10 protein-coding genes are annotated in these 14,810 nt (G+C 54.4%); 2 read left to right on the top strand and 8 right to left on the bottom strand.

Translation table 11 applies throughout. The annotated features are described in order from the left end of the window. Positions 1-113 precede the first annotated feature (113 nt). From IE089_RS08745 to IE089_RS08730, 4 genes are all read right to left on the bottom strand, one after another. The gene (locus IE089_RS08745; RefSeq protein ID WP_189477231.1) at positions 114-1,337 is read right to left on the bottom strand and encodes a NupC/NupG family nucleoside CNT transporter; all 1,224 of its coding nucleotides are present in this window, start codon (positions 1,335-1,337) and stop codon (positions 114-116) included. Positions 1,338-1,339: 2 nt separating this feature from the next. Next, a complete protein-coding gene (locus IE089_RS08740) occupies positions 1,340-1,960 on the bottom strand; it encodes a CDP-alcohol phosphatidyltransferase family protein (RefSeq protein ID WP_189477229.1) in 621 nt (206 codons plus the stop codon). Between the two features lie 162 nt (positions 1,961-2,122). Next, positions 2,123-3,157 (bottom strand): ACR3 family arsenite efflux transporter, encoded by a 1,035-nt coding sequence (gene arsB / locus IE089_RS08735; protein ID WP_189477228.1) that lies wholly within the window; start codon positions 3,155-3,157, stop codon positions 2,123-2,125. 43 nt (positions 3,158-3,200) lie between these two features. Further along, positions 3,201-3,668: an arsenate reductase ArsC gene (locus tag IE089_RS08730; RefSeq protein ID WP_189477227.1), complete on the bottom strand. Its 468-nt coding sequence runs from the start codon at positions 3,666-3,668 to the stop codon at positions 3,201-3,203. Between the two features lie 210 nt (positions 3,669-3,878). On the opposite strand from IE089_RS08730, the gene IE089_RS08725 reads away from it, so the two are divergent. Next, positions 3,879-5,945, top strand: a complete 2,067-nt coding sequence (locus IE089_RS08725; protein ID WP_189477226.1) for a S9 family peptidase — start codon at positions 3,879-3,881, stop codon at positions 5,943-5,945. Between the two features lie 30 nt (positions 5,946-5,975). Here the strand turns inward: IE089_RS08725 and IE089_RS08720 are convergent, their stop codons facing one another. Further along, a complete protein-coding gene (locus IE089_RS08720) occupies positions 5,976-7,373 on the bottom strand; it encodes a hypothetical protein (RefSeq protein ID WP_229802657.1) in 1,398 nt (465 codons plus the stop codon). Beyond that, positions 7,357-10,515 (bottom strand): HD domain-containing phosphohydrolase, encoded by a 3,159-nt coding sequence (locus IE089_RS08715; protein ID WP_189477224.1) that lies wholly within the window; start codon positions 10,513-10,515, stop codon positions 7,357-7,359. Before IE089_RS08715 ends, IE089_RS08720 begins: the two co-directional genes overlap by 17 nt. A gap of 437 nt (positions 10,516-10,952) precedes the next feature. On the opposite strand from IE089_RS08715, the gene IE089_RS08710 reads away from it, so the two are divergent. After that, a complete protein-coding gene (locus IE089_RS08710; RefSeq protein ID WP_229802656.1) occupies positions 10,953-11,891 on the top strand; it encodes a pectinacetylesterase family protein in 939 nt (312 codons plus the stop codon). A gap of 59 nt (positions 11,892-11,950) precedes the next feature. On the opposite strand, the gene IE089_RS08705 is transcribed toward IE089_RS08710, so the two are convergent. Together IE089_RS08705 and IE089_RS08700 are read right to left on the bottom strand one after the other, a co-directional pair. Further along, complete coding sequence (locus IE089_RS08705; RefSeq protein ID WP_189477221.1) at positions 11,951-12,097, bottom strand: hypothetical protein; 147 nt, start codon at positions 12,095-12,097, stop codon at positions 11,951-11,953. 282 nt (positions 12,098-12,379) lie between these two features. Then, entirely contained in the window at positions 12,380-14,611 is a 2,232-nt protein-coding gene (locus IE089_RS08700) for an Ig-like domain-containing protein (RefSeq protein WP_189477219.1), read from the bottom strand. Positions 14,612-14,810 lie beyond the last annotated feature (199 nt).

Raw genomic sequence — 14,810 nt, 5'->3', positions numbered from 1 at the left:
CGCAGAGGCGCCAGGCCAGCGACTAGCAGTAAGCCATGCCCGAAAAGAGGGGCAGGCCCTCGCCAGGCATCTGCGCGGCCCGTTCTATTGATGGTTTAGTGCGGCAAATCCATTTAGATAACAATCCCAACCACACAGGCTGTCATCAGCGTCGCGACGTTGCCCAACACCAGTGCCCGAAAAGTGACATCCACGACTTCGCGTCGACGCTCGGGCATGATGGCTGCCAGTCCTGCAATGATGATCCCGCAGCTCGCGACATTCGCGAAGCCACACAGCGCATAGGCAATCACGATTGTCTGTTTGACATCAAACTGGCTCGTTTCGGCGAGCGATAAATAGGCCACAAATTCGTTCAACACGATTTTTGTTCCCATGAGTTGCGCCGCTGGCGCGGCGTCTGCCCAGTTGAAACCGACCAGCCACATCAGCGGTCGTAGGGCAAAAGTCAGTATCGCCCCCAGAGAAAGATCGCTATGTGCTAGGGAGAGTAGATCGTCGAGCAGGTACACAAGGGCGAACAGGACAATAATGATGGCGATGATGGATACGATCATCTTCACAGCGTCACTGATTGCATCCAGGAGCGCCTCTATCCACGTAAGTTCAGACCTCGGCAAACGATGAATCGCTAATTCGCCCTCACTGGTTGGACAATAAATGTGGGCGAGGGTAAGCGCGGCGGGCAGGCTGATCAACGAAGCAGTGATGAGGTGTTGTAAAGCGCCTGGCAGTGATGACTCGAGAACACTGGCATAAAGCACCATGACGCTGCCTGCTATTGTTGCCATAGAACAAAGGATGAGGGCGAGTAACTCCCCCCGTGAGAACCTGCTCAGGTATGGCTTGATGACCAATGGTGCCTCAATAGTGCCGAAGAAAAGCGTCGCGCCCGCGCCCAACCCGAGCGCACCCGAGATGCCAAAGGCCTGCCGTAGCAATTTTCCAACGAGCTCGACAATGAAACTCAAGATGCCGAAATGGAACAGAAGGGCGGATAAAGCGCTGACGACGAGGATCAGTGGCAACACCTGAAAGGCAACTATGAAGCCGTGTTCAGGATTCACTTCAGTGAAGGGCGTCGGGCCGCCCGCAAGATAGCCGAACATGTAGCTCGCGGCCCTATTGGTAACGTCTTGTAAGGCATTAACAACGCCGTTGAGGCTGAGTAGTGCATCGGATATGAAAGGCACTCTCAGCAGTAATAGGGCGATCAGAAACTGCATCGCCACGCCAATGAACACGCGTTTCCACACTATCGCAGCGCGACGTTCCGACAGTATGGCCGTTGCCCCTAAGAACACGAAAAGGCCCAGCAATGGCTGAAGTAAACTCATTGTCACTTCTCGTTCTGTTCCTGATATGAAAGCTCGCGCCGGGCCAACTCCAACCGTGCAATAACGGTAACCGCGAGTACCCCAAGCCAAATCCAGGTCGTAACACCCAACCAGTTTGGAAGTAGCAGGAAGAGTGTATAGAACATGCCTGTCTCGCCACCTTCTGCCAATCCTGTGGCAAGTCGCAGGTCTCTCTGTTCGCGTGCGTCGATGCCTCTAAGGTTTTCCAAATTCCCCAGGCTCAGCGCCCCGGTAATACACAACACGTAGCCAAACAACATAAGCACCCACTGCAGCGCATACTGTGGAAACTGGAGATAGAAGCCCACCACCATGGCGCTGTAGGCCATCATGTCGAGCTGAATATCCAGCAGTGCCCCAAAATCTGATGTGCTGTCGGTCGCCCTGGCAAGAATCCCATCCAGGCCATCCCAGAGGCGCGAGAACCACCAGAGTCCAAGCGCGACTAGCAGGTGTCCCTGGGCGAGCGCCGCGGCCGCTAACAGTGCGATAAGTGCTGCCGATACGGTGAGTTGGTTCGGTGTCACTTTCAGCCGAATCAGTAAGTTCACCAGGGGCAAACTGAGCCGCGGTAAAACTTTTCGAAAGGTGTCGTCAATCACCGCAATGTCACCGAAAGGTTGAGCGTCCAGACTAAGCTTTGACTCGCGAATATGGAACCACCTTGGCGGTAGTAATCAGATTCCGCCAGCGCTCGAGCCAATGGTGACGACAAATGTGCCGGACATTGGCGAGTTCAGCCTTGTCCTGCGTTTAGCCGTTAGCTAGTCGTTGACGGATTCGTCGTGCGAAAACCAGTGACGCGTTCGATTGGCAAACCAAACCAGCGATAGCATGACGGGCACTTCGACCAGGACGCCAACCACAGTTGCAAGCGCCGCACCTGAATGTAGCCCGAATAACGAAATGGCAACGGCAACAGCGAGCTCAAAGAAGTTTGATGTCCCAATCATGCAGGCGGGTGCGGCAATGTTGTGAGGTAGCCGAATTTTAAGAGCGGCAACGTAGGTGATCGCAAAGATGCCGTAGGTCTGGATCAGTAGCGGAATCGCGATCAGTACGATCACCAGCGGTTGAGTTAGTAGCGTCTCCGCCTGAAAGCCGAACAGTAGGACGACGGTACTCAACAAGCCGATCATCGACCAGGGTTTTAAGCGCTGTACCCAGGCTTCCAACCTTTCATGGCCTGAATCATCGAGCTGCCGCCGTGTGATTGCACCTGCAATAAGTGGGAGAACGACATAGAGAGCCACCGATATGAGCAGTGTTTCCCAGGGAACGCTGATGTCATTCACACCCAGTAAAAATCCCGTTATGGGTGCGAAGGCGACGATCATTATGACGTCATTCACTGACACCTGAACAAGAGTGTAGTTCGGGTCTCCCTTTGTGAGTTGGCTCCACACAAATACCATGGCCGTGCACGGGGCAACGCCCAGCAGAATCATGCCGGCAATGTATTCGCCAGCCGTTGTGGGATCGACCAGGTCAACGAATAGCACTCGGAAAAACAACCAGCCTAGCGCTGCCATGGTGAAGGGCTTGATCAGCCAATTGACCACCAGTGTCAGTATCAGCCCTTTGGGTTTTTTGCCAACGTCACCAATGGCGGCAAAATCGACCTGTACCATCATGGGGTAAATCATTAGCCAGATGAGCACTGCGACAACCAGGTTGACATGCGCCACCTCTAGCGCAGCCACGGCGGCGAAGAAGCCGGGTATCAGGGTACCCAGTATTACTCCCAACGCGATACTTATTGCCACCCACAAGCTGAGGTAGCGCTCAAAAATTCCCATTGCGGTCTTTCTCCCCTAATGAATAGCGTCGAATAATGGTTGCCTAGGCTTCAGTCACCAGCGATTCCAGAGCTGCGCGCCATTCCTGTGTCGGACGGGAAGCGACCTCCACAAGCCGTGACACGCGCCTTTCCACGATCGCTATAGTGTCCATGAACGCCTTTTCAATGTCGTGGTCATTGCCAATAACGGCGGAGGGGTCTGCCAAACCCCAATGCAGTTTGATGGTGTCACCGAAGTACAGAGGGCAACTCTCTCCCGCAGCGCGATCACAAACCGTAATGACAACATCCGGGTGCCAGTCCGCGTAGTTATCCCATGATTCGCTGCATAGTCCTTCGGTGCCAAACCTGGCTATCCTCAGATACTTGAGGGTGAGCGGGTGGACCTCATCTGCGGGCTCACTACCGGCGCTCCTTCCGAGCAGCGTATCGCCCCCCACGGCGTTCGCCACGGATTCGCAGATTATGCTGCGACAGCGGTTGTGGGTGCAGATAAAAAGTATCTTCATGTGGTGAAGTCTTGCCTTAACTCATCATCCTGACGATGCCTCGCAGTGTAGTCGGCTTCTATGACAATTGCTTGCTCAAGAACTTACGTCAGCGCAGCATCCCGCCCGAGGTGTTTTACGCCTTCTGGTCCGCTAAACCACCGCCTCAACCGCTTGAAGACATGAAACAACAGTGCTGGAATGCGAACGTCAAAATTGGAGATCCAGCTTATGTCGATCCGCTTGCGCTTCCTCTGTCTTTTACTTGTCGCAACTGCGCCAGTAGTAGCCAGTTCGAATGCCGACCCTACTGTGTTCCAACGCGAGGATGTCTTTGGCCTTCAATGGGTATCCAAGCCGCAGATATCGCCGGATGGGCAACGCATCGTCTACGAGCGTAAATCTATGGATATCATGAAGGACCGCCGCGTGGGCCGCCTCTGGCTGGTCGGGGCAGATGGCGAGAATCACGTCCCATTAGATAGCGGGTCGAGTGGGCAGGGGGGCGCTCAGTGGTCACCGGCAGGTGATCGTATTGCGTTCATCGCTGATGGCCAGATTCATGTGCATTGGCTTGAAGGGAGTAAGTCCGCTGCAATCACTCAACTGACCGAGTCGCCCTCTTCGATGAGTTGGTCGCCCGATGGCAGTCGGATTGCATTCTCTATGCTGGTGCCCGAGGCGCCGCCCGTGTTGGTCAAGCCACTGAAAAAGCCGGAAGGTGCTGAGTGGCCAGATGCGCCCAGTGTGACGACGGCACTGCGCTACGAGCGCGATGGTGCCGGGAGACTGGAGCCGGGTTACTCGCACCTGTTCGTGGTGGACGCTGATGGTGGTCCCGCGCGGCAGGTCACGAGTGGCGACTATCATCACACCGGCCAGGCCCAGTGGCTGGCAGATGGCTCGGGCCTCGTGTTCTCAGCGAACCGTCATCCGGAGTGGGAGCACCAGATTCGAGAGTCGGAGCTCTACCAACTGGATATTGCCTCTGGAGAAATTCAAGCACTCACCGCCAGGAAGGGGCCTGATGCTGGCCCGGTTGTTTCTCCGGACGGCCGTTACGTGGCGTGGAATGGCTACGACGATAAGGTACAGGCGTTTCAAGTCACACAACTCTATGTAATGGACCTCGACGACGGCGAGCCGCGCGCATTGAACGCGACGCTGGATCGGAGCGTGTCCGGTTTGCAGTGGGCAGGTAATAGTAAGGGCGTGTATTACCTGTACTCCGACAAAGGTGAGACCAGGGTTGGCTTCACCTCCTTGAGCGATAAGAGCCGGGATGTTGCTCGTAAAGTCGGTGGCGAGTCCATGGCCAGACCTTACTCAGGCGGCAGCTATTCGGTATCACGCAATGGTACGGTTGCATTCAGTCTTTCAGAACCCAGCCGGCCCGCTGAACTCGCTATTGCCACAGGTTCGGCTGATAAAGCGCGAACAGTTATCGCACTCAATGAAAATTTGCTGGCGCACCGTACGCTGGGCGAGGTCGAGGAGGTCTGGTACAGCTCCAGCATAGATGGGCTCGACCTGCAGGGGTGGATTATCAAGCCGCCGAACTACGAGGAAGGCAAAGCTTACCCCCTGTTGGTGGAAAACCACGGGGGACCAATTGCACACTACGGGCCGCATTTCACACCGGAGCTGCAACTGTTCGCCGCTCATGGCTATCTGGTTTTCTACCCCAATCCCCGGGGAAGCACGAGTTATGGGGAAGCCTTCGCCAACCTGTTGTTTAACAACTACCCTGGCGAGGACTATCAGGACGTGATGGACGGCGCGGATTACCTGATCGACAAAGGACTGACTTCAGAAGATCGGTTGTATGTCACCGGCGGGAGTGCTGGCGGGATAATGACTGCCTGGATTGTGGGTAAAAACAATCGCTTCCAGGCTGCGGCTGTCATTAAACCGGTGATGAATTGGATCAGCAAGTTGCTAACCGCCGATAATTATTTCTACTACGCCGACTATCGTTACCCCGGACAGGTCTGGGAAAACCCTGAGAACTATTGGAAGTCTTCTCCAGTTTCACTGGTGGGTAACATTCAAACTCCCACCATGGTTATGGTCGGCTCTAACGACCTCCGAACACCGCTGTCCGAAGCCAAGCAGCTCTATCACGCCCTTAAATTGCGTCAGATCGATACGGCTCTGGTCGAGGTGCCCGAGGCACCGCACTTTATTGGCAATCGCCCCAGTCAACTGATCACAAAGGTCGATCATATCCTGGCCTGGTTTGAGAAGTATCCCTGGAACACGTCCGGTGAAGACGACGGGCAGGAAGCAACCCGGTAGGTGGCTGATGCGAGATCGCTGGAGCGTGTTTCAGTAGTAGTAGCCCAGATTAACGTTCAACCGGTAGTTCCAGCGGTCATTGCCATTGATGCCCCAGTCGCCTACGCCATCGATGCGGGCGAAGTCATCGCTTCGATTACCGACGAAAAGATTGCCATTGGAGTAGGCGAGATCGGTATAGATATACCACCCACCTGCAGCCCAGCCTGAGCCGAGAATGAACAGTTCGCTGTCATTCAAGTTATCCGCTCCTTTTAGGATTGCGCTGTACTCCAGATAGGGCAGCACGTAATCCAGCCACGGTAACGTCGGAGTATCGATGCGGTAGCTGACAGACGCTGCCGGTACCCAGGCATCGGAAGCCATGGGCCAAGCAAAATCATAGGCTCCGAAGGGAATTAATTCATCGCCCCCCCAGCTGTTATCGGCGTCTACATCAAATTGGTAGCGGGATAGTTGTAGACCAACCGTGAGGTTGTCACGCTCGGAAACGCTGTGCACGGCGACGGCCCGGTGATCGCCGTCATCGACGCCACTGCCATCCAATTCGCCTACCTGCAGGGAGGCGCCCACGCGATGGCGCCACCGGTCGCCGCCGATCTCAGTGATCGCTCTAGCGTTGAATTGATTTTTCTCGCGATAGCCGTTGCGCCGATCGTCAAAACTGACAGTGCCGCCTGATTCCACAGTTTCCCGCCACCGCACAGTGTCATAGCCGTAGCGTGCACTGTCTTCACTACGACCAGAGAAACTGGGATCGCTGCGCCAGTAGTACCCGATATCGAATGCCCATTCGCTGTGCGAGAACGAATAGCGAAGACCCAGATCGGGATCGTCGGATAGACCAACATAGTAGTGTTGGTCGAAAAACCAGCTCTGGGAGATGCCGTAGGGTCCAGCACCGAAAGGAACGCGATTGAGGCCAACGATTACTTCACTGTTGTCGTCGAACCGATAACCCAACCAACCTGTGTGCAGGAAGTTGTAGTTCTCCCCTGCGTTTGCGGTATACCAGCGGTACTCCAGTGCACCAATAAGGTTCTCGTAGTCCAGTGTGGCGTTAATGCGGAAAGTGTCCAATTCCACGTTGCCGCCCTCGCCGCCGCGCGATGGCCCACCATCTTGTGTTTCGTAGTCGCCGTACACATAGTTGACACGGACAGCGCCGCCCAATGTAATCGGCCCAAGCCTTACGCCATTGGTTGTTGGTGTTGACTCTTCGGCTCCGTCTGTTGCTACAGCCTTAGTTGGCAGCAGCACGCCACTATCCCGCGCCTCTGCAAGTTCTTGTTCTGCTTGTCCTAATGCCCTCTTTAGGGTGTCGACCCGCGCCTCTAGTTCCTCGATAGACTGGCAGTGTCCAGGCTGGCTGAGCACCAACAACACCGCGGTCATCGCCGTATTTCGAATGTTATTCGTTAGCGACATAGCGCGATGGATCGACGTCATCAATCTGATTGGAATCAAGAAATTCTTGAGCATATTCAAGGTAAACTTTTTCTTTCACGAAGAGTTCGAAACAGTCTCTATCGATGTGTTCGTCGTCCACCATCTTGCTGAGAATATCCAGTGCCACACTGACGGGTTTAGCTTTCTTGTAGGGCCTGTCGGCGGCTGTGAGTGCTTCAAATACATCTGCGACAGCCATAATTCGCTCAGGCACGCTGAGTGCCTCGCCGGGTAGTTTGCGCGGGTATCCCGAACCACGCATGGTTTCATGGTGGGTGGATGCCCAGCGCGGCACGTTGGCGAGCTCTTCAGGGAAGGGCAGGCTCTCGAGCATCTTGATGGTGCTGATCATATGCTCATTGATCTTGAATCGGTCTTCTGCAGTGAGCGTGCCGCGGGAGATGCCCAAATTGTAAAGTTCGCCCTGGTTATACAAATGTTCCGGTACGTCCATATTGATGCCGTATTCCGGGGGGTAGTCTGTGGAGCGCGTGCGCTCAATGATGTGCTCGGGCTTGTCTGCGAGCAGCTTTTCTGAGGCCGGTGTCGGTACGCGTGCCACACCCTCTACGCGCAGTTCTTCTACTGGCGACAGACCAATCCGATTATCAAAGTGACGAATCCAAGTGCGCTGAGCAATTGCCTTCAGCCTCGCCTGCTTATCCTCATCCAGAAACTCCCCGCCCACGTTACACTCGGCGATGAAGGCAAATTCTTCCTGTAGCTGCGCGTGGTCGCGCTGGAGTTTCGCAGCCAGTTCTCCCTGCTGTTCCGGATGCTCTTTGAGCGTTTCGAGGTAGCTGATCTGCGCATCGCGCCACAGCACCTCAAAGCGCATGCGAATCTCATGGACGCGGTTGTAGATGGTTTCCAGTTTGGAACCCTTGTCTACAATGTGCTCCGGCGTAGTAATCTTGCCACAGTCGTGCAGCCAAGCAGCAATTCTGTACTCCCTCCACTGGTCCTCACTGTCCAAGCTAAAGCCCTCAAAAGGCCCTGTCTCAGCATTCGAGGCATGACGAGCGAGCATCATGGCCAGTTGGGGAACACGTTCACAGTGGCCACCTGTATAAGGGGATTTCTCGTCAATAGCTGCTGCAATTAGTCGGATGAAGGCATCCATCAACTCTCGCTGCGCAAGCTCATGTGCCTTGATGGCTTCTACCATTGTCACCATGGAATCGGAGAGCTCGTTGAGCTCTCTGATTCGGGTAGGGATTCTGGAAACCGAATCGTAATCGCGGCGCCGAACCTTATCATTCTCTCGTGCAAGTTGCTTTATTGGGCTGACGATAGGACTGGCGAACGCCCAAGACAGTGGAATCAATAAAAGCAATGCTGCGCTGGTAATTACGATCGCTAGAACCACGCGCTCCATGAATGGGCCAACCACGGCTGCTTCGGGCACCATAAGTCCCAAGTACATACCGTCAGCTTCGCCCGCGGCTCGTCGAAGAGGTGCCATAAAGGCAAACGCCTTCTCGCCTTCCCGTGTCAGTGGGATCAGTTCATTGTGGATGCTCTCATCTGTCACCGCTTGAAGGAAAACTTCATCTGGTACTGATGCCGAGTCACCGCCAGCGTTTACACTTAGGTCTTCTCCAAGCCAATATTGTCTTAGCACCGTGCGTTGATCTCTACCGATTGCGCCAATTGCGCGATCAATGAGGTCGAGCAAAGGCGCCCTATCAGGTGAGACAAACATATGCAGTGTTTGTGGGGCATCACTGTCGCCAAAATTGATGGTATCACTGAAATGCAGGCCTTCCAGATAGTAGTGCTTCTGCAGATACTCAAGAATGACCTTGTTATCCAAGGCGCCGTCTACTTCACCCGCTAATACCTTACGCATCGCGGCTAGCGTGGATGGAACCTCGACAATGGTGATGTTTGGATATGCCGCACGAACAACAGGAATGACGGACCACCCACTGGGGATTGCTAAACGTTTGTCCTGCATCGACTCCAGTGATTCGATTTTATTGTTCTTCTCTGCACTCACGATCGAATACGGCAGAAACGCATATTCTCTGGATGGGAGTCCCCATTCTTTATTGTCGGCGGTGATCAAAACAGAATGCAGAATGTCGAGCTCACCCTCTTTAAACTCCTGCACTAGTTCAGACCAAGATAGGCCGTTAATGAACCTGATCGGTAATTCCAGTGCCTCAGCGATCAGTTTGATGACATCGATAGAATATCCCTGAGGTTGGCCAAGCAATGCATAGTCAAATGGGGGCCAATCTAGCTCATTAGATACTGTGAGCTCGCCCAGAGATCGGATGTAATCACGCTCCTGAGTTGAAAGCTCAATGTCGATGTTTGGTATAGGCGCTTTATCTCCAGATATTGGTGCGCTCGACGCAATCACGTTTCCATCGCCGGTGTAAACAAACAGAGAACCTTGTTCAGCCACGGTTTGCTCACCCAAAAATTCAGAGAGAGTTTCAAGTGTCATGTCGAAGCCCAGAACCGTCTCCGAGTCCGCCACTGGAATCGATAGAGTGCGCCCAGGCTGATTTAGCTGTGCGAAGAGGTAGGGCTGCGATTGATATACCTCTTTCGATTTTATGGCTTGGACGTACCAGGGTCGTTCTCGAGGATCAAAGTCGGTGGGCTCTGTGCGCTCAACCCTCAAATTCAGGTCTTTGTCCAGATAGCGATAGGTGCGTAGCCGGGATTCACCTTCGCCCTTAATCTCTACAAGCAGCCATCTGTCATCAGGCACAGCTCTTAATGCACGTCTCGCCTTTGAGCCTGTGTTCAAATTGATTAACTCGTAAAATCTGCCATCGGCGTGACCGAGGTAAACGCCATAAAACAGTGGGTTTCGTTCCATCAACTGTGCGATAGAGAGCATAATCTTGCCCTCTATCTTGGCGTCAGTGAGAGAACGATTTTCCGCCAATAGCGTTACGGTGTTGCTGTTTTGCTCGGAAATGTGCTGCCATTTAGAAGCCACACTGTTTGAGGCGCCCGTGTACAGATCTGATGCGGCCTGCCATGCGAGTGAACGACCGAAGTAGTAGTGCAGTCCGAGGGCTAGAGAAGCGGTTACTGTCGTTGCGAGCAGAAAAACAGCGACGACGGTTAGGCGAATCGTGATGATGGAGTTCGACACTTTGCTTTAAGTTCCTTAAGCGCGTGTGCATTGCACATGTCCTTTAGCATCAATTAAAGCAGCAATTTTGCGATTGTCACATTTCGTTCGACAAATCCCCCCTTAATCTTGACCAATACGGCTATGCAGACCTGAAAGGGTGTTGGACAATTGGCTGATATCTCAGATTTTGGATAGACAATTAGTGTTTGCGGTGCAAACATCTGACCCGGGACGTATAGAGTGTGAGCACACACCAAGAGGATAAAGTGAAAACCAAGCATAATAGTTTAGAAGTTCGTCTGATCGCCGTGGGACTGGCTGCATTCATAGTGGGCTGTAGCGACGGCAGTGATCCCAGACCCCCAGCTCCTGAGCCGGAACCGGAGCCCCTAATCGTGCCTTTCCAAGAGCTGTATGATCAGGGTGTCGATCGGTATTTGGGAGAATTCACCCCAATGACATCAGAAGTCGACGGTGACACCACTGTGCATACCTTTGGCGCAATGGATGGAGGGCCGCTTTGCTTACGGGGTGGCGAGTACGCCATGTCGACTAAAGAGAATACCGGAGAGGAACTGGTAATTTTTCTGCAGGGCGGAGGTGCTTGCTGGAATGACTTCTGTGCGGCCACTGAGACAGCAGACCCGACTGTTCCGGAATTCGGCTTGCTGGATCAGAGCCTGGAAAACAACCCCGTTGCTGATTGGGATTTAGCTTACCTACCATACTGCGACGGCTCTATTTTTTCCGGTGATGCCGACTATGATGACGATGGCGACGGTGAGATTGATCGTTACCACCGAGGTGTTCAAAACACCTCTGCTTCCCTTGATGTCGTGGCTAACGCATTTCCCTCACCGTCGCGTATTCTATTGACCGGTGTGAGTGCTGGCGGGTTCGGTACTGACTACGCTCTGCCACTGGTGCGCAAGCTGTACCCTGATGTGCCTATTGAGCTGATCAACGATAGTGGCGTGGGCGTTAGTGCACCAGGGTTTAGCACGGACCGAGCCGCAGAATGGAACTCTGAGGCCTTCATTGCTCAAAGTGTGCCTGATTTTATCGATGACCGTGGACATCTCACAAACGGTCATATCTGGTACCTGAATGAAGATCCAAATCTACGTATGGGTTACATGAGCACTAAACAGGACGTGGTCATTGCTGATGTGTTCCTAATGATCGGCGGGCCTGCCTTCGAGGCGGAGTTGATCCCTGAAATGGCGAAGCTAGAAGAAGCACACCCGGACCGTTTCCGCAGTCTGATCGGTGATGGAAACCAGCATACTTTTTTGCAGACCCGCTTCGAGGATACTGTCGGTGGCACAACAATTGTTCAGTGGATCACTGACATGCTTTCTGGCAGCGCCGACTGGGTGTCTGTAAGCGACTGAACGCAGGTATTCGAATGAGGCCGCGCAGTGCGCGGCCTTTTTTTTAGGTGCCCGTTTTGTCACAGCACCGAAGCCTCGGCAACGTCGCTGCGCCATGAGCCTCCGGTTTGTGCAGGGTCGCCAGCGGACATGCCAGTTGCCACAAGCTCAGATTGGGGGTTGGTAAATATGAAAACCGGACGAGGATGCTGATCGAGGTACCCCATAGCGGGGACGCCTGCAAACGACGTTCATCTGTCACAGCATTCTGAGGCGGGTTTATCGGTGCCGGTGTGCGTATTTGGCGTTATGGTGGAAGAGTGACTCGTATACCCGGGTTTTCGCTGCCTATGGCGAAACGGCAGTGAGGGCTGTTTGCTATCGAAAGCTCCACTGTAGCCATGCCTTCCAGGCAAAGGAATCGTTTGTGCACCCCAGGTCTGGCCGAGTAAACATTGGAGACAAAAAAGGCCGCGCAATGCGCGGCCTTTTTCAAGGTAAGGATGGTATTAACCGCCGGTGGTTAGACCACCCAGGTTGGGGTTGGAGTTGTTAGACACGGTGCAGTCGTACAGTTCGCTGTAGGGTGCCCCCGATTCCGGGTTGAGTGTTACCGTTACCGAGCCACTGCCCAATGGGCTGTTGGGATCGGCGGGTTCCCCAGAAATTTGCAGCTGCGTCGTGAACGCTCCCGGTGCTGAGGTATTGGCCACGCTGCCAGTAGAGATTGTGGCTTCACAATCACCCGTGGACTCGACAGTGATGGTAGAGCCCGCTGGCGGACGGTTGTTGTACAGGTCTGAGATGAACACATTGTAAGGGCCGCCGCTTTCAGAAACAGTGCCGTTCTCATTGATCGCGGCGCCGCTCAGGCGGGCGAGCACGATGTCCCAGCGTGGGCTGTCAGACAAAATCAGTACTGTCTGTGCACGCACGCTGACCAGCTCACGGCTACAAAACACACCTTCGCCCTCTGGCGGGCACTGTGTGCCGTTGTAAATGGCCGGGTCGTCATTGGTGTCGTACATGCCATTGCTGTTCAGGTCGATGAAGCTTTCTTCGAAACCTGCCGCTTCGCAATCAGCCGTTGAGGTGGGCGGGTTGGGGCAGTTGGGGCCAACCGCCGGCGTGAACACACCGTCTTCGTTATGGTCGATGAACGCTTCTGGTAAGTTCACGAAGGGCTCGCCCTCGTCGTACTGGCCATTACCGTTCTGGTCGACGAAGGACTCTTCACCCACTGCCGCCACTAGAACCGTGGAGCGACCTCCGCGGATGCCGCCCAGGTCATCGGGGCAGGGGCCTGCGTTGGCCGAGTGGCTAGGGCAGTCGTAATCGTTATCGAAAATGGTCTTGATCGCGTCGCCATTGATGGTGGGGAAGCGCGGTTCCTGGGCAGTCCAGGTTACGCTACACGCCCCGTTTGTTAATACGCAGCTTCCTTGAATAGCGCCGTACTCAGTCGTGAATACGGCGCTGGTGCCATCAGGCACAGGGTTGTTGAATTTGTCGGCCATGCGCACGTTGATTTGGCGCGTAGTCCCATCCACGGTAAAGCCGTTCTCGACCACGAAGCCACCCTCAACGGACAGGCTGATGGAGTTCTGATCAGGTAGGCCGCTGCTCACTACCAGAACGTCTGAGGTGGTGGACAGTTCTGAGCCGACCAGTCGCGCGAATACGCGAACAGCGGTAGCCACAGTGCCTGAGAAGACAGTAGTAGATACCTGGCCCTGGCTGTTACTGACGTCACTGGTGTTACCCAGGCTCAGACCACCCACTTCTGTGGACAGTTCAAAGCTGACATCAATGCCGGATACGGGGTTGTTGTCCGAATCCACCACGTTAAACGTAACGGTAGAGGACTCCTGACGGCCAGTGCCACCGCCGGTGCCGCGCAGTACGATCAGGTCGGGTACAGCGCTGTCGAACGAAATCGCGTTGGCCGTTAGCGGTGCAATGCTCACGGTGCCAATGGCCTCGTTGCCGGAATCCTGCAGCCTTGCAGTTACCCGGTCCTCGCCCTCACAGCCAGTGGCCGTGTAGGTCACAGTGGTTTGGCCCGTTACCGACAGCGGGCTCTCGGGGTCCAGCGTGGCGCGGCCACTGATCAAACACTCACTGGAAATCGTGACCTGCTCCGCAGTCTCGGCGCGGTTGCCTTCTTCGTCAGCCACTGCAACGGTGATGGTGCCGCTACCAGTGGGAGACAGTTGCTCGTCGGGTTCGATCAGCAGTTGGCCTTCGATGAAAGTGCCATCAACAAAGGAACCCAGTCGCAGACCGGCCAGACCCACCTGGAAGTTCAAGGTGGCCTCTGCAGAACCTTCACTGGTGGTAATCGATACCGTGACGGTGTCTGCGCCATTGCTGCCACCTGCTTCGAGCAGGAAGGTTGCAACACCCTCTTCGTTAGTGAGGGCACCACCGCTGTCAGGCGTGACGCCGGCCAGGTTTGCAGTTGCATTAACAATCTCACCGGTGACCAGGTTGTTCTGGTTGCGATCGCGGCTCACCGTGACATTCAAGGTGGCCGGGCGCGTCGTTGTAATGGTGTTAGTGGGGTTGCCGTCGGCATCGACCAGCTCAAGAGCCAGGAAGAATGTGACAGAGTCACTGCCATCATCGGGGATGAAGCCACCGCCACCGCCACCACCACCGCCACCACAGGCCGCGAGGGTGAAAAGAAATGCGCTCAAAAATGCGAGTCGACTGGTGAGCTTGGCAAACCGCGTAATCATTATCGTCCCCTTACTGCCCGCTACTAATAGGTCTTATGTGGTGTTGTGATTTTTTATTGATTCTGGCCGCTCAGAATCCAGAGTCAACCAAAAACCTGTCTTTACAACACCTTAGCATGGTTAATAGAGAGAAACTCCATAAATAACATGGTGATACGCGGTTTTTGTAATTTTTTGCACAAACTTGCCCGAGGCGAAC

The organism is Parahalioglobus pacificus, from assembly GCF_014652275.1.
Classification (GTDB): Bacteria; Pseudomonadota; Gammaproteobacteria; order Pseudomonadales; family Halieaceae; genus Parahalioglobus; species Parahalioglobus pacificus.
This window is presented reverse-complemented; position numbering and strand designations above follow the sequence as displayed.

Bases quoted from the DNA above. Each gene is read 5' to 3' on its own strand.
- IE089_RS08745 (WP_189477231.1), bottom strand. From the start codon at position 1,337: ATGAGTTTACTTCAGCCATTGCTGGGCCTTTTCGTGTTCTTAGGGGCA.
- arsB (WP_189477228.1), bottom strand. From the start codon at position 3,157: ATGGGAATTTTTGAGCGCTACCTCAGCTTGTGGGTGGCAATAAGTATC.
- IE089_RS08730 (WP_189477227.1), bottom strand. From the start codon at position 3,668: ATGAAGATACTTTTTATCTGCACCCACAACCGCTGTCGCAGCATAATC.
- IE089_RS08725 (WP_189477226.1), top strand. From the start codon at position 3,879: ATGTCGATCCGCTTGCGCTTCCTCTGTCTTTTACTTGTCGCAACTGCG.
- IE089_RS08720 (WP_229802657.1), bottom strand. From the start codon at position 7,373: ATGTCGCTAACGAATAACATTCGAAATACGGCGATGACCGCGGTGTTG.
- IE089_RS08710 (WP_229802656.1), top strand. From the start codon at position 10,953: ATGACATCAGAAGTCGACGGTGACACCACTGTGCATACCTTTGGCGCA.
- IE089_RS08705 (WP_189477221.1), bottom strand. From the start codon at position 12,097: ATGGGGTACCTCGATCAGCATCCTCGTCCGGTTTTCATATTTACCAAC.
- IE089_RS08700 (WP_189477219.1), bottom strand. From the start codon at position 14,611: ATGATTACGCGGTTTGCCAAGCTCACCAGTCGACTCGCATTTTTGAGC.